20 protein-coding genes are annotated in these 16,227 nt (G+C 48.6%); 8 read left to right on the top strand and 12 right to left on the bottom strand.

Annotated features, from left to right (window positions below; translation table 11 throughout):
• Positions 1–139 precede the first annotated feature (139 nt).
• Both HF324_RS02005 and HF324_RS02000 read left to right on the top strand, forming a co-directional pair.
• Positions 140–2,290 (top strand): S9 family peptidase, encoded by a 2,151-nt coding sequence (locus tag HF324_RS02005; protein ID WP_168861831.1) that lies wholly within the window; start codon positions 140–142, stop codon positions 2,288–2,290.
• Between the two features lie 503 nt (positions 2,291–2,793).
• Entirely contained in the window at positions 2,794–3,108 is a 315-nt protein-coding gene (locus HF324_RS02000; RefSeq protein WP_168861830.1) for a hypothetical protein, read from the top strand.
• Between the two features lie 352 nt (positions 3,109–3,460).
• Here HF324_RS02000 and HF324_RS01995 read toward each other — a convergent pair whose 3' ends face one another.
• The 4 genes from HF324_RS01995 to HF324_RS01980 form a co-directional block, all read right to left on the bottom strand.
• Positions 3,461–3,799 (bottom strand): tRNA-binding protein, encoded by a 339-nt coding sequence (locus HF324_RS01995; RefSeq protein ID WP_168808972.1) that lies wholly within the window; start codon positions 3,797–3,799, stop codon positions 3,461–3,463.
• A gap of 227 nt (positions 3,800–4,026) precedes the next feature.
• Positions 4,027–4,575 (bottom strand): LPS export ABC transporter periplasmic protein LptC, encoded by a 549-nt coding sequence (gene lptC, locus HF324_RS01990; RefSeq protein ID WP_168808970.1) that lies wholly within the window; start codon positions 4,573–4,575, stop codon positions 4,027–4,029.
• Positions 4,576–4,585: 10 nt separating this feature from the next.
• Positions 4,586–5,878: a BamG family beta-barrel-assembly machinery protein gene (bamG, locus tag HF324_RS01985; RefSeq protein WP_168808968.1), complete on the bottom strand. Its 1,293-nt coding sequence runs from the start codon at positions 5,876–5,878 to the stop codon at positions 4,586–4,588.
• Between the two features lie 221 nt (positions 5,879–6,099).
• Entirely contained in the window at positions 6,100–6,735 is a 636-nt protein-coding gene (locus tag HF324_RS01980; RefSeq protein WP_168808966.1) for an LON peptidase substrate-binding domain-containing protein, read from the bottom strand.
• A 140-nt stretch (positions 6,736–6,875) separates the two neighbouring features.
• Between HF324_RS01980 and HF324_RS01975 the strand changes: the two genes are divergently transcribed.
• The 3 genes from HF324_RS01975 (at position 6,876) to HF324_RS01965 (ending at position 9,096) form a co-directional block, all read left to right on the top strand.
• Positions 6,876–7,694 carry a glycosyltransferase family 2 protein gene (locus tag HF324_RS01975; protein ID WP_168808964.1) on the top strand — a complete coding sequence of 273 codons (819 nt, stop codon included), beginning with the start codon at positions 6,876–6,878 and terminating at the stop codon, positions 7,692–7,694.
• Between the two features lie 11 nt (positions 7,695–7,705).
• Complete coding sequence (meaB, locus tag HF324_RS01970) at positions 7,706–8,614, top strand: methylmalonyl Co-A mutase-associated GTPase MeaB (RefSeq protein WP_168808962.1); 909 nt, start codon at positions 7,706–7,708, stop codon at positions 8,612–8,614.
• A gap of 155 nt (positions 8,615–8,769) precedes the next feature.
• Positions 8,770–9,096, top strand: a complete 327-nt coding sequence (locus HF324_RS01965; RefSeq protein WP_168808960.1) for a DMT family transporter — start codon at positions 8,770–8,772, stop codon at positions 9,094–9,096.
• A 22-nt stretch (positions 9,097–9,118) separates the two neighbouring features.
• On the opposite strand, the gene HF324_RS01960 is transcribed toward HF324_RS01965, so the two are convergent.
• Positions 9,119–10,387, bottom strand: a complete 1,269-nt coding sequence (locus HF324_RS01960) for a chloride channel protein (protein ID WP_168808958.1) — start codon at positions 10,385–10,387, stop codon at positions 9,119–9,121.
• A gap of 219 nt (positions 10,388–10,606) precedes the next feature.
• On the opposite strand from HF324_RS01960, the gene HF324_RS01955 reads away from it, so the two are divergent.
• The 3 genes from HF324_RS01955 (at position 10,607) to HF324_RS01945 (ending at position 12,147) form a co-directional block, all read left to right on the top strand.
• A complete protein-coding gene (locus tag HF324_RS01955; RefSeq protein WP_168808955.1) occupies positions 10,607–11,185 on the top strand; it encodes a protoglobin domain-containing protein in 579 nt (192 codons plus the stop codon).
• A 28-nt stretch (positions 11,186–11,213) separates the two neighbouring features.
• The gene (locus tag HF324_RS01950; RefSeq protein ID WP_168808948.1) at positions 11,214–11,474 is read left to right on the top strand and encodes a DUF2024 family protein; all 261 of its coding nucleotides are present in this window, start codon (positions 11,214–11,216) and stop codon (positions 11,472–11,474) included.
• Positions 11,475–11,691: 217 nt separating this feature from the next.
• On the top strand, positions 11,692–12,147 hold the full coding sequence (locus HF324_RS01945) for a MarR family winged helix-turn-helix transcriptional regulator (protein WP_168808945.1): 456 nt from the start codon (positions 11,692–11,694) through the stop codon (positions 12,145–12,147).
• A 101-nt stretch (positions 12,148–12,248) separates the two neighbouring features.
• Here HF324_RS01945 and HF324_RS01940 read toward each other — a convergent pair whose 3' ends face one another.
• From HF324_RS01940 to HF324_RS01910, 7 genes are all read right to left on the bottom strand, one after another.
• Entirely contained in the window at positions 12,249–12,725 is a 477-nt protein-coding gene (locus HF324_RS01940) for a GNAT family N-acetyltransferase (RefSeq protein WP_168861829.1), read from the bottom strand.
• Between the two features lie 46 nt (positions 12,726–12,771).
• Positions 12,772–12,990 carry a CAMCR motif-containing small membrane protein gene (locus tag HF324_RS01935; protein ID WP_168802060.1) on the bottom strand — a complete coding sequence of 73 codons (219 nt, stop codon included), beginning with the start codon at positions 12,988–12,990 and terminating at the stop codon, positions 12,772–12,774.
• A gap of 62 nt (positions 12,991–13,052) precedes the next feature.
• A complete protein-coding gene (locus tag HF324_RS01930) occupies positions 13,053–13,625 on the bottom strand; it encodes a DUF420 domain-containing protein (protein WP_168808941.1) in 573 nt (190 codons plus the stop codon).
• Between the two features lie 86 nt (positions 13,626–13,711).
• Positions 13,712–14,404, bottom strand: a complete 693-nt coding sequence (locus HF324_RS01925; RefSeq protein ID WP_078669435.1) for an SCO family protein — start codon at positions 14,402–14,404, stop codon at positions 13,712–13,714.
• 57 nt (positions 14,405–14,461) lie between these two features.
• Positions 14,462–14,866: a cytochrome C oxidase subunit IV family protein gene (locus HF324_RS01920; protein ID WP_168808937.1), complete on the bottom strand. Its 405-nt coding sequence runs from the start codon at positions 14,864–14,866 to the stop codon at positions 14,462–14,464.
• 81 nt (positions 14,867–14,947) lie between these two features.
• The gene (locus HF324_RS01915) at positions 14,948–15,622 is read right to left on the bottom strand and encodes a cytochrome c oxidase subunit 3 (RefSeq protein ID WP_168808935.1); all 675 of its coding nucleotides are present in this window, start codon (positions 15,620–15,622) and stop codon (positions 14,948–14,950) included.
• A 27-nt stretch (positions 15,623–15,649) separates the two neighbouring features.
• Positions 15,650–16,213 (bottom strand): cytochrome c oxidase subunit 3, encoded by a 564-nt coding sequence (locus tag HF324_RS01910; RefSeq protein ID WP_168808933.1) that lies wholly within the window; start codon positions 16,211–16,213, stop codon positions 15,650–15,652.
• Positions 16,214–16,227 lie beyond the last annotated feature (14 nt).

The raw sequence follows: 16,227 nt of genomic DNA, 5'->3' as shown, positions 1-16,227 counted from the left end.
GCTGTTAACTATTGCGTAAACGGCGTTTCCTGACGGATAAATGGCGCCGGCAGCGCCGCCGTTTATGGATTTTGTCAGGGGTATTTTTGAGTTATGCTTATTTTCGCCCGCCAACATCAACAAAAATCAACTGTCTATTATGAGAAGTTCATCATGGTTTACACCCGTCTGCCTGGGCAGCGCCGTCCTGTTGCTGGCTGCCACGCCGCGTTTACAGGCACAGCAGCAGGATGTTACTTTTGAACAGGCGTTCAGAGGTCAGACCACCGATATTACCCAACCTTTGCCGGTACTGAAAGGCTGGGCAGACGCAGACCATTACCTGGAAATGCGCGTTCTTCCCGCTTCCGGCCGCCTTCAGGCCATGAAAGTAAACGCCCGCACCGGCGCCGCCACCGTATATACCGCCCCGGTAGACGGTCCCAGCGTCGAAGTACGCGACCGGGACGTCTTCTATAAAGCTGCAGACGGCAGCAACATCCGTCTGACGAACGACACCCTGGTGGAAAAAAATCCCACCCTCTCGCCGGACGGAAAACATGTGGCCTTCACCCGCAACAATGACCTGTACAGCGTGGAAATAGCCTCCAAAAAAGAAACCCGCTATACCAGCGACGGAACAGATGTGATCTACAACGGCTGGTCTTCCTGGGTTTACTTCGAAGAGATCCTCGGCCGCCCCACCCGCTACCGCGCTTTCTGGTGGAGCCCCGACAGTAAACAGATCGCCTATATGCATTTTGACGATACCAAAGTGCCTGTATTCCCCATCTACAGCGAAAAAGGACAACACGGCTACCTCGAAAACACCCGCTATCCCAAAGCCGGCGACCCTAACCCAGCGGTAAAAGTAGGCGTAGTGCCTGTGGAAGGCGGTAACACCGTGTGGGCCGACTTCAACGAAAATGATGACCAATACTTCGGCATGCCATTCTGGACAGCCGACAGCAAACAACTCTGGATGCAATGGATGCCCCGCGGCCAGGACAATCTGAAGATATACAGCATCGATCCGAAAAGCGGCGCTAAAAAAGAAATCTACAGCGAAACCCAGAAAACATGGATCGACTGGTTTGATGCCGTTCCTTTCCTGCAAAACAACCAGGGATTCCTGCTGCAGAGCGATAAAACCGGCTGGTCGCACCTCTATCTTCATAATATGGACGGCTCGCTGAAAAAACAGCTGACCAGCGGCAACTGGACCGTGAAAGATGTAGTCTGTACCGATGAAAAAAACCAGCTGATCTACTTTACGGCCCGTAAGGAAGCCTCTACCCGGTTTGATCTGTATAAAGTAAGCATGAAAACAGGCGCCATCACCCGGCTCACCTTCGGCAATTACAACCATGTGATCAGCATGGCGCCCGGTGGCAAATACTTCATCACCACCTACTCCAACCTGCAAACACCTGAGCGGATGGCATTGCTGGACAACAACGGCAAAGTGGTCCGGGAGCTGGGCAATGCCAAAGGCAGTAAGTTTGGCCAATACAATCTGACCAAAACGGAGCTGACGACCTATAAAACGCGTGACGGCCTGGTATTGCCCATGACCATCACCCTGCCGGTGCACCTGCAGCCTGGTAAAAAATATCCGGTCCTCATCAGCATCTACGGCGGTCCTAATGCAGGCACCGTTTACGATACCTGGAAATTCAGCCCTGCTTTCCAATGGTGGTCACAGGAAGGCGTTATACAGGTGGCCATCGATAACCGCAGCAGCGGCCAGCTGGGCAAAATGGGGATGAACTACATCCACCGTCAGCTGGGCAAATATGAGATTGAAGATTATATGGACGCCGCGATGTGGCTGCGGGCGCAGCCCTGGGCCGATCCGGCCAGGATATGTATGACCGGCGGCAGCTTTGGCGGCTATATGACCGATATGGCCCTGACCTATGGCGCCGATGTGTTTACCCATGGTATGGCCAACTATGCCGTTACCGACTGGCAATTATACGACAGCCACTATACAGAACGCTACATGGATACGCCCGCAGAGAACCCCGAAGGCTATAAAATCACTTCCGTGATGACGTATGCCGACCGTTACAAGGGCGTGCTCCGCATGGCGCATGGCACAATGGATGATAATGTGCACATGCAGAATGTTATTCAACTGGCAGACAAACTGCAAAGCCTGAACAAACATTTTGAGTTTATGCTTTATCCCGGCGAACGCCATGGCTGGAGAGGGCCAAATGCGAAGCATGCTTCCACAGAAACAGCCCGCTTCATTTACACCCACTTGCTGGAGAAGCCTTTCCCGGCTCAGTTCTCTGCCAAATAAACCGACCTGCAGTCACAACATACGAGGTCCCGGAAAAATATCTGCATGGATATCCTTTCCGGGACCTCATTTTTTTTGCCATAAAGGAGTATAAATCAATGTGTAGCAAGGGGAGCTGGCGATATCACAGGTGATAAGGATAAACAGGACCAAAGTAAATAGGACCAAAAATCTTTTTGGGTTAAAACAGCATGAATGGAGTGCCAGATAAAGGGAATTGGTATTAGAGAAGATTTCAGGTTTTTAGGTAAAAGAAACAGGGCTGCAAGACTACAGCCCCGAAAAATTTTAACCATATCTTTATTGAAAAACCTAACCCAAAGGTGGGCGTTTTTCGGATTAGATGTTGCGCCATTTTTGTGAACGATATATTTTTTTCGGGGAACGTGGCAAAAGAGACGGTGAACGCATACTGCAGTTAAACGCTTACCGTTTAATCATAATGTATTCAATTTTGACATACAAATCTGATTATCATTCACTTATGTTAAAAAGAGCCCCTATTGGATGCTGAAGCCTGCCAAAAGGGGTGCGGCGATGTTGCAGGTAAACGTATGAAAAGGGAAGGTGAACGTAAAAGTGATGAATGGAAAGTTCCCCATCCTCTATGGCCGGGAAAAATCATTATCCCGGGTAATAAACGGCAGTTACGACCAGGACCGTGGGTTTACATGAAATCAGACTTAAAAGTGGCTGGTCAGTCTTCCGCAAAGGGAGGAGATACATTAAAAAGAAGAATATTAACAAAAAAGATAAAACGTGTATTTTATTATAAATCATTCCTGATACGAGATAAGGAAATAAAAAAAGGGTGGTAAGAATACCGCCCTTGTAATAATTTTAACCATATCCTATGAAAAACCTAAAACAAAGATATACCGATGAATCTAGTCTCAGGCTTCCATTTCCGTGAACGCTGTAATATTGTTCGTGAAAAGTGGATAATGGTAAATATGCTATTATATTAAATAATTTGCAATATTATAAATATATAGAATTATTATAAATAAAAATGTATAGTGAATTACAGATCAGGAAATAACGAAGATTTAACCCGAATGACTTTAGTTTTTTTCTTGATTTGAAAGACGGTATCCTGATAATTTTAGGCGTTTACCTTTTAAAAAGGCACGTTAACGGACCGGATCCGTGCGTTTAGCTGACTGCGCCTCAGGCGATCCGCTGACCGTTTTGAACGGGTTTGCCGGGTTGGAGGAGGGTAACTTCCTTTTCGTCACCCACAACGCCCAGTACCAGACATTCGGAGATAAAGTTGGCGATTTGTTTTGGGGGAAAATTGACGACAGCGATGATCTGCTTACCAATCAGTTCTTCTTTCTGATACAGCCGGGTTATCTGCGCGGAAGATCTTTTCATGCCGATTTCCGGACCAAAATCTATCAACAACTGATAAGCCGGGTTACGAGCCTTGGGAAAGTCATTCGCCTCAATAATGGTTCCTGTTCTCATCTCTATTTTCTCGAAATCCTGCCAGTTGATCAATTCCATGTTTCACTCGTTTTATCTAAAAATAACGGACTGCGGCCAGAAAAGCAAAAGCGAACATCAGTTTGTGAAGAACGGTCGGACAACGTGTTGAATTGCACTCATTAAAGCCCACTCTGGCATAGTTATTGTTTTTAATATTACAAATTTTAGGTTAAAAAATAGGTTAAAGCGAAAGAACCCCACCTGCAGAGGTGGGGTTCTTTCGTTATATGTGTTCCGGAGGCCGACTATTGCATGGACAGGCTGTCCTGAACAGTAATAGGGCCGCTCACATTGATAATCTTTCTGTCGGTAAAGTCTTCGTTGGCAATCAATCCCCAGCCATGCAGAGAGTCGGTGGGGGTTTTTATAAATACTTCCTTTGTGGAATAGAATACTTTTTTCTTCGGGTCCCAGTTCAACTCGTCTGTTTTCAGCCGGTCGCCTTTCTTATTCACCACCACCACATTCTTGGACAGGAATATGGCGCCTTCGTCTTCCATGTAGCGGCCGGTATCGGCGGTGAGGGTACTTTCAACGCCCAATGTGTCATTGAACATGAGCACTTTCAACCCTTGTTTGAACTTCACATAAGACGGCTTGTCCAGGCTTCTTTCCATGGCGGGAGCCGTCAGTTTGGCATTTACCTTTCCGCGTTGACTGAAGATAGCCTCGATATTGGTACCGTTTTCCACTGCTGCTTTTTTGGAATCAAAATCCATGACCGCCTGGATATCATTTTCGCAGGCAACCGCTGACAGCGCAATACACAGATATATGAGTTTCTTCCCGATCATACGGTCAGGCTTAATCGTATTTCTTCTTGATGAACCATCTGTCGCTCAGGGTAAAGCCCAGGGACACACGATAGGTATTTTCTTTCAGGGCAGTATTGTTGCTGCCACGGTGGGCCACGTCGAAAGCGATGTTAACCATGCTGTACTGGTTGGAGTAGGGCATACGGCGAACCGGTAATCCGGCGCCCACGGTAAAGCCCATGATGTTCATGTCCTGCCCGCCCAGTTTCAGATAATCGAGGCCGTAGTAAGCACCCAGGCGGTAAGCCACCCGGTTCCAGTAGCCGCTGAGGGCAGTGGCGTTGGGAACGAACTGACCACCGATCGCTACTTTCCAGGAATTCTGGAGGGAATCGGCCTGTTCATATTTTCTGAAATTGCTCCACTGTGTGGTGTTAAAGTCCATACCGATCTGCCATTTATCCAGCTTGCGCAGGATAAAACCAGCGCCAAAGTCCTGTGGGTACACAACGGTACCTTTAGGGCCTTTTTCGGATTTTACAGAGTCCAGAGAGGTAAAGTCGCCGGTGGAGGCATTATATATCAGGCTTTCGCTCAGGGTTTCCTGGCGTACCGTCATGTCCTGTTTCAGGCTTCCGGAAGCACCCAGTGTCAGGTCCATTTCTTTGGTCAGTTTGGCCTTGTACTGAACACCTACCTTGTAAAAGAAGCTGCTATAGCTGATGCGGGACATATGCCGGGAAGCGTTGATATCGCTTACCGGGTAGATCACGCGGGTATTGTTTTCGATATTTCCGAAAAGATAACCCAGGTTGACACCGATGCTGAAGTTGCCGATGCCTACGCCGGTACCTGCATATAACTGGTATAAACCGCCACTGCCCTGGTAACGGTGGGCAACAGGCAGTTTCAGGGTATCATAAAAAATCTGGTCTTTGGATTCCTGGATGTTGTAAGACACCCGGGTTACCGGGCGCAGACCGAGGTTAATACCCCATTTTTTACGGATGGGGATGCCCACCTGCAAATAGGAAAGCGTACCGAAGCCGGAGCTGAAGCTGGCATTTTTATCGGAGATAGACCGGGCGCCGGCTTCCACACCTATGTCGAAAGTAGTGAGCAGCAGGTTGGAATAGCTGGCCGGATTGATAAAGTTAACAGATGTAGGATCACCATACGCCTGAGAAACGCCCCCCATACCACGGTTGACCGTATTCTGGTTGTTGTTCAGATCGCCTAAACCGTAACGCGAGTAGGGTGAATTATCCTGTGCTGTAGCATTATTTGCCACCAGGAAAAACCCAACCAGGAAGCAAAGAATACTGACTTTTGTCCAATGCATTTCGTATCAGAATTGAATTTAAACCCTTGTCCAGTGAAAATTATGGGTCTGCAAATATCTACTTTTTAAGGCGGGAAGCAAAAAAATCCAAAATCAGCCCTGTTAAAAGCGCGTTAAAGTTGAACGCTACGGACGCCGAAAGCCCCGACAGCACATGGTTTCCCGGCAAAAATATATTTTTTTGACAATATTTTACGGCGGGTTTTCAGCATGAAAAAAGTTTACAGGTCCCCGGCAGACAGGTTCCGGAAATGGCCGTTTAGTTTTACCCGTTCTTTCAGCCGTTCCATTTCTGCCATCATGGGAATTACTTTATGAAGGTGGCGTTTGAGGTATTCCAGCCGCTGTAATTCGTAAAAAAGATGCAGCAGTTCATATTCTTCCGTGAGCGACAGGCCGGCATGGTGGGCGAGATCGTAGGCCGTAAGGCGGGCATCTTCTTTGGGAAACTTTTTATGCACCTGCAGGATGGCATGCAGTTCCCGGATACCGTGCAATACTTCGTCCAGCAGGCGGGCATTGCTGCCCGCATGGTTTTCCGGATAATTGACGATAGCCCCGGCATATAATTTATCAGGAATATCCCCGATATGTTCGAGGGTCCTAAAAACGCTGGTACCACGGGTTATGAGGTCCATTTCACCATTGTCGTATAATTTTTCCACTTTTTCGATGGTCACCAGCGTTCCATATTCCATTATTTTTTTGTCAATTACCGCCGGAATTCCAAAAGGCTTATTTTCGGCCACGCATTCCCGGGCCAATTGTTTGTACCGGGGTTCAAATACGTGGAGATTCAGCTGTTCTCCCGGATACACCACAATACCAAGGGGAAATATGGATATAAAATTTGTCATTTTTCTGATCAGAGTTTAAGCTAAAGATAAAAAAAACGGCCCGCATAACGGGCGCAGAATCTGCTTATTAGCATTGCCGCTATGTATATATTAAATAAAAGGAATACCTTTATAGATAACATTATTACTCATTCGCAGACATGTTAGCAACCACATCCACGATATCGTTGTTGATTTCTACCTATAATTGGCCAGCTGCCCTTGCCTTATGCCTAAATAGTATCAAATCACAAACCATCCTGCCCAACGAGGTGATCATCGCTGATGATGGATCCCGGGAAGACACCCGTGAGCTGATCAACAGCATCCGGAAAGACTTTCCGGTGCCGCTTGTTCATGTTTGGCAGGAGGACAAAGGATTCCGGTTAGCTCAGATCAGGAACAAAGGTATCGCCCAGTCCACTTCGGACTATATCATCCAGATAGACGGCGACCTTATCCTGGACAAACACTTTGTGGAAGACCACCGTAACCTGGCAGAACCGGGATATTTTATTACCGGCAGCCGGGCATTGTTGTCATCCAGCGTTACCAACAGGTTGCTGCAGGCGCATGAGATCAATATTAACTACCGGGCCACTCCCTTCAGTCACCTGTTCAACGCCTTACGATTTCCGGCGCTCAGCCGCTTCCTGTCTAAACGTTATAAAGTAGGCGGCAGGCATAAATATTATGTTAAAGGTTGCAACATGTCCTTCTGGAAAAAAGATCTTCTGACCGTCAACGGTTATGATGAAAACTTTACAGGCTGGGGCATGGAGGACAACGATATCGCAGTAAGATTGCTCAACGCCGGCGTACAAAAAAAATTCATTAAGATGGGCGGCGTTGCCTATCATCTTTATCACCGTGAAAACTCCCGTGGCAAACACCAGGAGAATATGATCCTGGTAAAGGCTGCCGTTAGCAGTAAAAAAATAAAAGCAGACAAGGGCATACTGGAATACCTGATCAACTAAAGACTGTGAGCATGTACCAGCAATATATGGATGGACTTTTGCGTGGAGAGATAAAAGCGCTGGCCCGTTGTATTTCCCTTGTGGAAAATGAAGCTCCCGGTTACGAAACGCTGCTGGAGCAACTGCCGGACAACAGTCAGACAAAAGTAGTGGGGATTACCGGTCCTCCCGGCGCCGGCAAAAGCACGCTCGTTAACGCACTGATCACCCACCTGCTGGCATCCGGTAAAAAAGTAGCCATCATTGCCGTAGACCCCTCTTCCCCTTTCAATTTCGGCGCACTGCTGGGCGACAGGATCCGGATGGCGCAACACTTCGGAGATCCCAATGTATATATCCGTTCCATGGCAAGCCGCGGCGCACTCGGCGGCCTCAGTCCCAAAATCATTGAAGTCAGCGACCTGATTAAAGCTGCCGGCTTTGATTATCTTTTCATAGAAACAGTAGGCGTGGGGCAGAGCGAAGTGGAAATCGCAGGTATTGCCGACACCACCGTTGTAGTAGTGGTACCCGAAGCCGGTGATGAAATACAGACGATGAAGGCAGGGCTGATGGAGATTGCGGATATTTTCGTGGTCAACAAAGCGGACCGTGACAACGCGGACAGCTTTGTAAAAAACCTGCGACTGCTGGCGCACAGCAAACAGCAGGAACACTGGGAGATTCCCGTTGTCAAATCCATCGCCACCCAACAGGAAGGGATAAACGAAATTGCAGCCGCTATCCGCCGGCATCATCAGGCGATACAGCACCAGCATCAGCGGCGCTCCCTGCTGCTGGCTGAAAAAGCTTACCAGCTCATACAACACCGCCGCATGCATGATATCAGCAAAAAAATATTACAGGCGGAAATACAGTCACATATAACGCAACAATCATTTAACCTGTATCGTTACGTGTCAGAAAAGGCGGGTCGTTAAATTTTATTATCTTTGCGCCATGCGGACAACCTCATTTGGCATATCTATCGCTTACGCAGTGTTCAATTACGGCCTCTGATCCTGAGGCTGCGGGCTTCTGTTGTCCCAACCCTACTCTTCACAAATTTTATTTTTCACGTATAAATCTGGTTATTATGGCTTGGTTATTCCTGCTTATTGGCGGACTATTTGAAATTGGTTTTACGATTTCATTGAAGTACTCTGAGAATTTTTCAAAGCTGTGGCCTTCAGTAAGCTTTTTCGCCTGTATTACGCTCAGCTTCCTTTTCCTGAACAAAGCTATTAACGGCGGGTTGCCTATCGGCACTTCCTACGCTGTATGGACAGGCATTGGCGCAGCCGGTACAGCTATTGCAGGCATGATCTTTTTTAAAGAACCAGCCGCCATGTGGCGTATATTCTTTCTCGTGATGCTGATCGGTTCTATCGTCGGCCTGAAGGCTGTTTCCGGAGGCGAATAATTTTCTGGCAGGGCGTCCGCCGTCAGGCGGTGCGCCTTGTTTTTATCAGCGGCCATGACACGGCGAAAGCGACGATGGCCGTTCCCGCCACCGGCGCCGCTGCCGGCAGGCAATGTGTTAATTCCAGCATCAGTACAATGGCAGAAAGCCATGCTCTTGTTACGCCGGCAAATAATGCGCCCATACCTATCAGCGAAGCCATTACCGGGTTGATCACCACGCCCGGGCACATAAACTGGGCAGCCACCGCCAGGAGCAATCCTATAGCGCCTCCCATGATCAGCAATGGGGTGATGGTGGTCCCTGTATTATTCCCGCTCATAAAGAACAGCCAGGCAATCAGTTTTACTACGCCCGCCACGAATAACAGCTGTAAGGTCACATGCGCCTGCAGCAGGTAGCTGCCATACATTTCACCGTTACCCAGGCTTTCAGGCGCCAGGTACCCCAGTATGCCCACCGGGAGGGCAAACAGCAGCAGCCACCATGGATGGTGCCGTTGCAGGCGTTCCGCCAGCCGCGTCAGTCCGCGGGAAGCCCGGATGATACCGGCAGCCATCAGGCCAATGATCAATCCCAGCACCAGGTATACCAGCAAGGCTTTGCTATTCAGGTCCGGGCCGGTGCCCATCGTAAAGAAAGGTTCCATGTTATACAGGCCGTAACGGGCGAGGACGCCCACCAGGATGCCTGCCACGACAGGCAGGATGGTGATCAGCGACCAGCTGCCGAGCCACAGTTCCAATGCCAGCAGCAGTGCCGATACCGGCGCCCCGAAGTACCAGGCTACGCCCGAAGCCGCGCCTGCCACCATCAATATACGGGCCTCCGCAGCGGAGATCCGCAGTTGCTGCCGGCCCTGCAGCGCAAAAGCGCCGGCAGCAAGCATGATGGGGCCTTCCGTGCCTACCGGCGCCCCGGTGCCGATGTTTACCGCCAGTGCCGGCAGTTTCCCCAATGGCATGCCCTTTCTGGTCAGCAGCAGGGATACGCCCGCACCGAGCAGGGGAATCAGCAGCAGCCAGCTACCGGCTTCGCTCTCCGCCGGATTTACCATGTCTGTTGACGGCTTTCCGAAGAAAGCCAGGCTGGCAATCATCCGGATGAGCCACTGAAGCGCTATTCCGAGGCCTGCCGTAAGCATTCCCGCCGCGGCGCCCAGTGCCGTGAGGTACCCCGCACGTCGTAAATGCCCCTCCCGGGGAACTATTTCAAAATTTTCTTTGTCTCCGGATAGTACAGAGTTGGTACCAAGACCGTTTCTATATAGGAGTGTCAGGATGTTTTTCATTATGGCAGTTCAAATACCTGGTTAGCAGGTAATCAAAACTATACAGTTCGCCGGAAAATCTCAAATTAATTCAAACCCATATATCTGCTGCAGGCAGATAAGGTACCGCAAATAAAAAAAGTTGCTGCAATTGCATGAAGTTGCAATTGAACAGGAATCCTTACTATATTTGTGTATGACCATTATCTGAAATGCGGCAGTTCAAAACATAAGTACGATATGATTAACGCAGCTGAACGGTCATCAATGATTCCGGAGCCCCAAAGCACTTCTGTTGATGCACAGGTATTGATTAAGATCAAACGCATGATGCTGTTTACGCAAGAGGACGAACAATATCTGACGATGGCGGGTGCGCTGCTGGCGCCTCATGCCGGGGAGATACTGAACCGGTGGTATGAGCATATTGTCAGTAACAATTACCTGTCACATTATTTCACGAACAGCGGCGCGCCGGACCTGGATTATCTGAACAGTCTCCGCCCGCATTTTAACACCTGGATCACTGCCTTATGTAACCGGAGCGACAGTCACCGGTGGTGGGAATTTGAAGAACGTATTGCGCGGCAGCTACAACTAAGGAATGTGCCACTGGATGACTTGCATGCGATATCGCCGGTATATCTTCGGTACATGACAACTTTCGTGTTCCCGGTAAGTGAAGCCGGCCGTTTTTTTATTGATCGTGCGGGATATGATGCAGCAACAACCGCCGCCATTCACCAGGCGTGGTTTAAAGCAGTGAGTCTGAGCGCTTTATTATGGATTTACCCCGAAGGAAAGCCGGCGCCTTTCTGACCGTCACCAACGCCCCAAAAGTATATTTATGGAAGTCGCCGTATATAAGGCATGTGCAAAAAAGAGAAAAGGAGGTATTCTCCATTTTGATATTATTGTCCCTGCGGAAACGGCTTTTCCTGCCGTACTGGCCTATGGGAGCGCATTTCTGCGGGTGCGCCTGCCGGAAAGCATGCCGGTCAGCAGCAGGGACTGCCGGTTTTGTTACACCACAGAAACCGTTCCCCGCTGGGCATCGCAGATAGCCGAACAAGGATATTATATCCATGAATCCCAAGGATGTCACTAATATGCTATTTACAAGCAGCCTTTATTATTGTACCTTGCCCCGCTAATTAAGGACAGTAGTAAATATGGGGAAAGTTTCCACATTCAGCCCCGCGCAGCAGGCAGAAAACACACCAAGCAAAATTGTGGTTGCCCTTGAGCGCTTATCAGAGGCTTTCAGGGTGCTCCTTTGGCAGGAGGCCACACAATATGGGTTGAGCCCCATACAGATTCAGGTATTGACGTTCTTGCTCCATTATCCGGAAGAGCAACGTACAGTAACCTCGTTAGCGTTGTATTTCAACATGACCAAAGCCACCATCAGCGACGCTGTGAAATCGCTGGAACAAAAAAATTATCTGGTAAGAAAGCCGAGCCAGACAGACACCCGGAGCCATTCCCTGCACCTGTTGAAGGAAGGACGCGCCATCGCCAAAAAGGTGGAGCATTTCGCCGCGCCGATGCAGGAAGCCGTAGCAGCCAGTCCTGCAAAGGAACAGGGCGTGCTGCTGGAGCAACTGATGCAGCTGATCTACCAACTGAACCAACAGGAGGTGATCACGCATCAGCCGATGTGTTTTAATTGCGAGCATTATGCCAGCGGCAAAAAAGGCCCTTATTGCGAAGAGCTGGGTATCTCTCTGAAGCAGGGCAACCTGCGGGTAGATTGCCCGGTATTTGAAGCTAAAGGCTAAGCCAACGATTCAGCGCTTGTCCGGTGTGAGTGTTTTGTCATGTTTTCGGGAGATGCCAACTATTTTTCCTGCTTTCGGCAGAACGCTCCTCCGGGGGCCTGTCAGGGTTGTACCCGCGGCAACTGCAGCGTCATTTCATTATCTCCGGCAAGAAACCCCAGTTTTTCGTAAAGCAGCCGCCCGTCTTTACTGGCATGCAGGCTCAATTTACCCGTGTTACGATCCTTTGCCTCTGTGATGAGCCTTTCCATTAAGGCTCTGGCAATCCCTTGCCCGCGATAAGCCGGAAGCGTGTATACATTGAGGATATAGGCCACCTGGCCGTCGAGGTTGTGATAGAGGGGAGGCTGATTATAGAATACAATACCTGCACTGGCTACTACCTGGCCCTGATGCTCTGCAAACAGGTTGACAAAATCTCCTTTGGGCAGATGTTCCTGCAGGTAACCCTCAATTTTTTCCTGCAACAGGGCGTCGCGTGAAGTGTCCGGCTGCGGGTACATCTCATTAAGAAACCGGAGGCGCAATGATACCACTTGTGGAATATCCCGGATATCCGCTTTACGAAAGGTAATCATAGTGACAAACAAAAGGGGGGTTAATTACATACGGCCAGGGAAGCTATCAGGATGCTTCCCGGTTGCTTTTCCACCAGCGGAAAGCCAGCAGGCCGATGATCGCCAGCGGCGTAAACGCCAGCATCAGAATACCATTGTTCAATCCCTTTGCCGGGCCTTCTCCCAACTGCTGTGCTGTTTTGGTACAAAGCGAACATTGCGCCATCAGCGGCGAACTCATCACTGTCAGCGTTACAGTCAGCAGAAACAAACACAGCTTATTCATATCGGCAAATTTTTATCTCAACAAAATTAGGTCATCTCACGGAAAAACAGCGTCGAAATATATCAATGGTAATATGGAGAAATCATGATATACACAATCACGCCGGTGACAGCCACATAGAACCAGATAGGCCAGGTAATACGAGCTATTTTACGATGGCGCGGAATATCGTTCTGGAAGCCGCGCAGCAGCGTAAACAATACCAGCGGCACAATGACAGCAGCCAGTACAATATGCGTGAGCAGGAGGAAATAATATACATAACGGATACCTCCCAGTGCAGCCTTTTCGGCAGCGTCCACGATACCGCTATGGTCTGCATCTCCGAAGCGGGTTTCAGGCGCCAGCGAATGATAGGTAACATACGACAGCAGGAAAATAACCGACAGTCCCACTGCAATGAGGTTGGTGGTTTTGTGTGCTTTTACATGCTGGTTTTTGATGAAATAAAGGCTGGCCACCAGCAATACCGCAGTAGCGGAATTGAGGATGGCGTGGAACAGCGGAAGGATTTTGATATCAAAGCCGGGATGAAAATCAGGCTTCGGCAGGAAAAACAGCAATGCCACCAGTGCAGGGATCACTACAGAAACGATGGCAATAGGTGTGTTTAGATTTTTATTCTTTAGTTCCATAATATGTTCCGGATATGCGAAAGGTGGAAAAAGAAAGGTGACAACCCTTTCTTTTATCCACCTTTCACGAATACTTTATGATTAAATCAGCTGAAATTTTTAAACAAACCTTTGAAGAATTTCCAGAATCCCGGGCGGCGCCTGTCCTTTTCGAGATACAGGGTGGCGATGTCCGTTGCGCATTGTTTGATGGCGTTGGAATCGAGCCCGTTGTAATATCCTCTGATATGCCTGTTTTTATCTATCAGCACCAGCTTTTCGGTGTGAACGAAATCATCCGGTCCACCGTTGCCTTCTGTTACAGAAACGAAGTAATCGTGCCTGGCGAGATCGTAGATTTCTTTTTTGTCGCCGGTCAGCAGCCACCAGTTGTCCGGATTTACCTTGTAGTCGTATCCGTATTTCCGCAGCTTCTGTACTGAGTCCCTCACAGGGTCTACTGAGAACGAAAGGATCTGAAGCAGCGTATCGGTTTTGCCGTAAGCGTTCTGGATCTTTCTCAGGTTTTTCGTCAGGGTAGGACAGATGGAGGGGCAGGAAGTAAAAAAGAAATCTACCAGGATCACTTTACCTTCCATATCCTTCAGGCTTACTTCTTGTCCCAGCTGGTTGGTCATTTTAAAATCCCTGATCTGATGGAAAACGGTGTCGTAAGTGGTTTTGCCATTCTTAACGATCGTATCCACTCTTTCGGGGATGTAATACTTTGGAATGGGTATTACATTTTTCCCGTAATGATCTACAATCAGGTAACCCGTCAGTGGTACCAATATAGCCAATGCAACTCCTAATATAGCCCTGCGTGAGATGACGCTGAAATTTAATAGTCAAAAAACTTAGTGATGTCCTCCGTGTTGTCCTTCTGCCGGTGCTTTTACCGCTTCTATTGGTGTACCCGGTTTCAGGTCCCTGTTCATGTTTTTCCAGGAGTTACCTTCATAGAGGAACGCGATAATGAACCAGATGAAGAGCAGCAAAGGAAGCAGGACGGTGTAGATCAGGTTTTTGATTTCGCTGCCGAGGTGCATGAATTCGGAAACGATATAAAATGCCTTTACTACAGTCAGTATGATGAACACACCGTTCAGCAGTACTCTGCTGGGGAAACCGGTTTCCAGGTGTAAAAACGCCAGACCAACTTCTACCATGGTTACAGCCAGGAGGATCCAGAACGTTTTCCAGATCTTTTTGGTAGATGAATCATGATGTGCATGTCCTTCTGCAGTATGCGTATGCTCCATTCCTATTGAGATTAAATAAATTCTAAAATGCGATAATTCAAATTACAAACCTTGTATTCGTTGCAGCTGATATTTACCAGATCAGAGCAGGTAGAAGCAGGTGAATACGAATACCCAAACCAGATCTACAAAGTGCCAGTAAAGGCCTACTTTTTCCACCATTTCGTAGTGACCTCTTTCTTCGTAAGTACCTTTCAGTACGTTAGCGAGGATGATGATGTTCAGTACCACGCCGGAAGTTACGTGCAGACCGTGGAAGCCGGTGATGGTAAAGAAGAAGTTGGTGAAGTTGGTAGAAGCCAGTGTACCGTCAACGTTGTGGAAAGGGTTGCGGCCCCACCATGCACCTTCGTGGTACAGGTGTGTCCATTCCCAGGCCTGGCAGGCCAGGAAGCAGGCGCCACCGATGATGGTCCAGGTCAGCCATTTGGCAACAGCTTTTTTATCTCTCATGTGACCGGCATGAACGGCCAGTACCATGGTTACAGAGCTCATGATGAGGATAAAGGTCATCAAGCTCACGAATACCAGCGGTAAGTTGGCATGTCCCATACCCGGGAAAGAGCGGAAAACCTCGTTCGGATCAGGCCAGGAAGTGCTGGAGAAGCGAATAGTTCCGTAAGAGATCAGTAATGCTCCGAAAGTGAAGGCATCTGATATCAGGAAGTACCACATCATCAACTTGCCATAGCTCACATTAAAGGGAGAGTATCCTCCGTCCCACCATTTTTTCTTCGCTGTAACTGCTGTGTCCATTGTTAGTTTTATAAAATTTTACAAAGTTTATCTCGCGATACTTAAAAAAATCAACAGGTAGATCCACAGTACATCCACAAAATGCCAATAGGTAGCGGCCACTTCGATGGGTACCGGGGAGTAGGTACGAATGCGGGTCCGGTAGGCTCTCGCAAACATGATGAGCAATGCTACCACACCGCCCAATACGTGCAGCATGTGCACGCCTACGATAACATAAATAAAGGAAGCGGAAACAGGCCCGCTGAGGGGAAGTCCGCTGTTTTTCAATTGTGAAAAGCCGATCCATTGGCAAGCAGCGAAAGCCACGCCCAGTACGGCCGTGAGGGTGATCAACTGCTTATAACGCTGCATATTCCTTTCCCTGAACTGTTTCAGCGCCAGGTGGATGGTCAGGCTGCTGAGTAAAATTACAGCAGTAGACAGCCAGAAAATATGCGGCAATTCAAATGCCAGCCAGTTAGCCTGTGATCTCTTCACAACGTATGCACTCGTAAATCCGATGAACATCATGGTAATGCTACCCATTGCTATCCATAGGGAGTACTTGTGCGGGTGAATTTTCTTACGTTGTATGCTCATTGTATGCATCACTCCTTCTATTG

The sequence above is a fragment of the Chitinophaga oryzae genome, assembly GCF_012516375.2.
Classification (GTDB): domain Bacteria; phylum Bacteroidota; class Bacteroidia; order Chitinophagales; family Chitinophagaceae; genus Chitinophaga; species Chitinophaga oryzae.
Note: the sequence above shows the minus strand (reverse complement) of the source record. Positions and strands in the feature narration are given on the sequence as shown.

Excerpts from the sequence above, each read along its gene's own strand:
- lptC (WP_168808970.1), bottom strand. The coding sequence starts at position 4,575 with ATGATCGGGAAGAAACTCATATATCTGTGTATTGCGCTGTCAGCGGTT.
- HF324_RS01910 (WP_168808933.1), bottom strand. The coding sequence starts at position 16,213 with ATGCATACAATGAGCATACAACGTAAGAAAATTCACCCGCACAAGTAC.
- HF324_RS01920 (WP_168808937.1), bottom strand. The coding sequence starts at position 14,866 with ATGGAGCATACGCATACTGCAGAAGGACATGCACATCATGATTCATCT.
- meaB (WP_168808962.1), top strand. The coding sequence starts at position 7,706 with ATGTACCAGCAATATATGGATGGACTTTTGCGTGGAGAGATAAAAGCG.
- HF324_RS01915 (WP_168808935.1), bottom strand. The coding sequence starts at position 15,622 with ATGGACACAGCAGTTACAGCGAAGAAAAAATGGTGGGACGGAGGATAC.
- HF324_RS01940 (WP_168861829.1), bottom strand. The coding sequence starts at position 12,725 with ATGATTACCTTTCGTAAAGCGGATATCCGGGATATTCCACAAGTGGTA.
- HF324_RS01995 (WP_168808972.1), bottom strand. The coding sequence starts at position 3,799 with ATGGAATTGATCAACTGGCAGGATTTCGAGAAAATAGAGATGAGAACA.
- bamG (WP_168808968.1), bottom strand. The coding sequence starts at position 5,878 with ATGCATTGGACAAAAGTCAGTATTCTTTGCTTCCTGGTTGGGTTTTTC.
- HF324_RS01960 (WP_168808958.1), bottom strand. The coding sequence starts at position 10,387 with ATGAAAAACATCCTGACACTCCTATATAGAAACGGTCTTGGTACCAAC.
- HF324_RS01965 (WP_168808960.1), top strand. The coding sequence starts at position 8,770 with ATGGCTTGGTTATTCCTGCTTATTGGCGGACTATTTGAAATTGGTTTT.
- HF324_RS01935 (WP_168802060.1), bottom strand. The coding sequence starts at position 12,990 with ATGAATAAGCTGTGTTTGTTTCTGCTGACTGTAACGCTGACAGTGATG.
- HF324_RS01980 (WP_168808966.1), bottom strand. The coding sequence starts at position 6,735 with ATGACAAATTTTATATCCATATTTCCCCTTGGTATTGTGGTGTATCCG.
- HF324_RS02005 (WP_168861831.1), top strand. The coding sequence starts at position 140 with ATGAGAAGTTCATCATGGTTTACACCCGTCTGCCTGGGCAGCGCCGTC.
- HF324_RS01975 (WP_168808964.1), top strand. The coding sequence starts at position 6,876 with ATGTTAGCAACCACATCCACGATATCGTTGTTGATTTCTACCTATAAT.
- HF324_RS01950 (WP_168808948.1), top strand. The coding sequence starts at position 11,214 with ATGGAAGTCGCCGTATATAAGGCATGTGCAAAAAAGAGAAAAGGAGGT.
- HF324_RS01930 (WP_168808941.1), bottom strand. The coding sequence starts at position 13,625 with ATGGAACTAAAGAATAAAAATCTAAACACACCTATTGCCATCGTTTCT.
- HF324_RS01955 (WP_168808955.1), top strand. The coding sequence starts at position 10,607 with ATGATTAACGCAGCTGAACGGTCATCAATGATTCCGGAGCCCCAAAGC.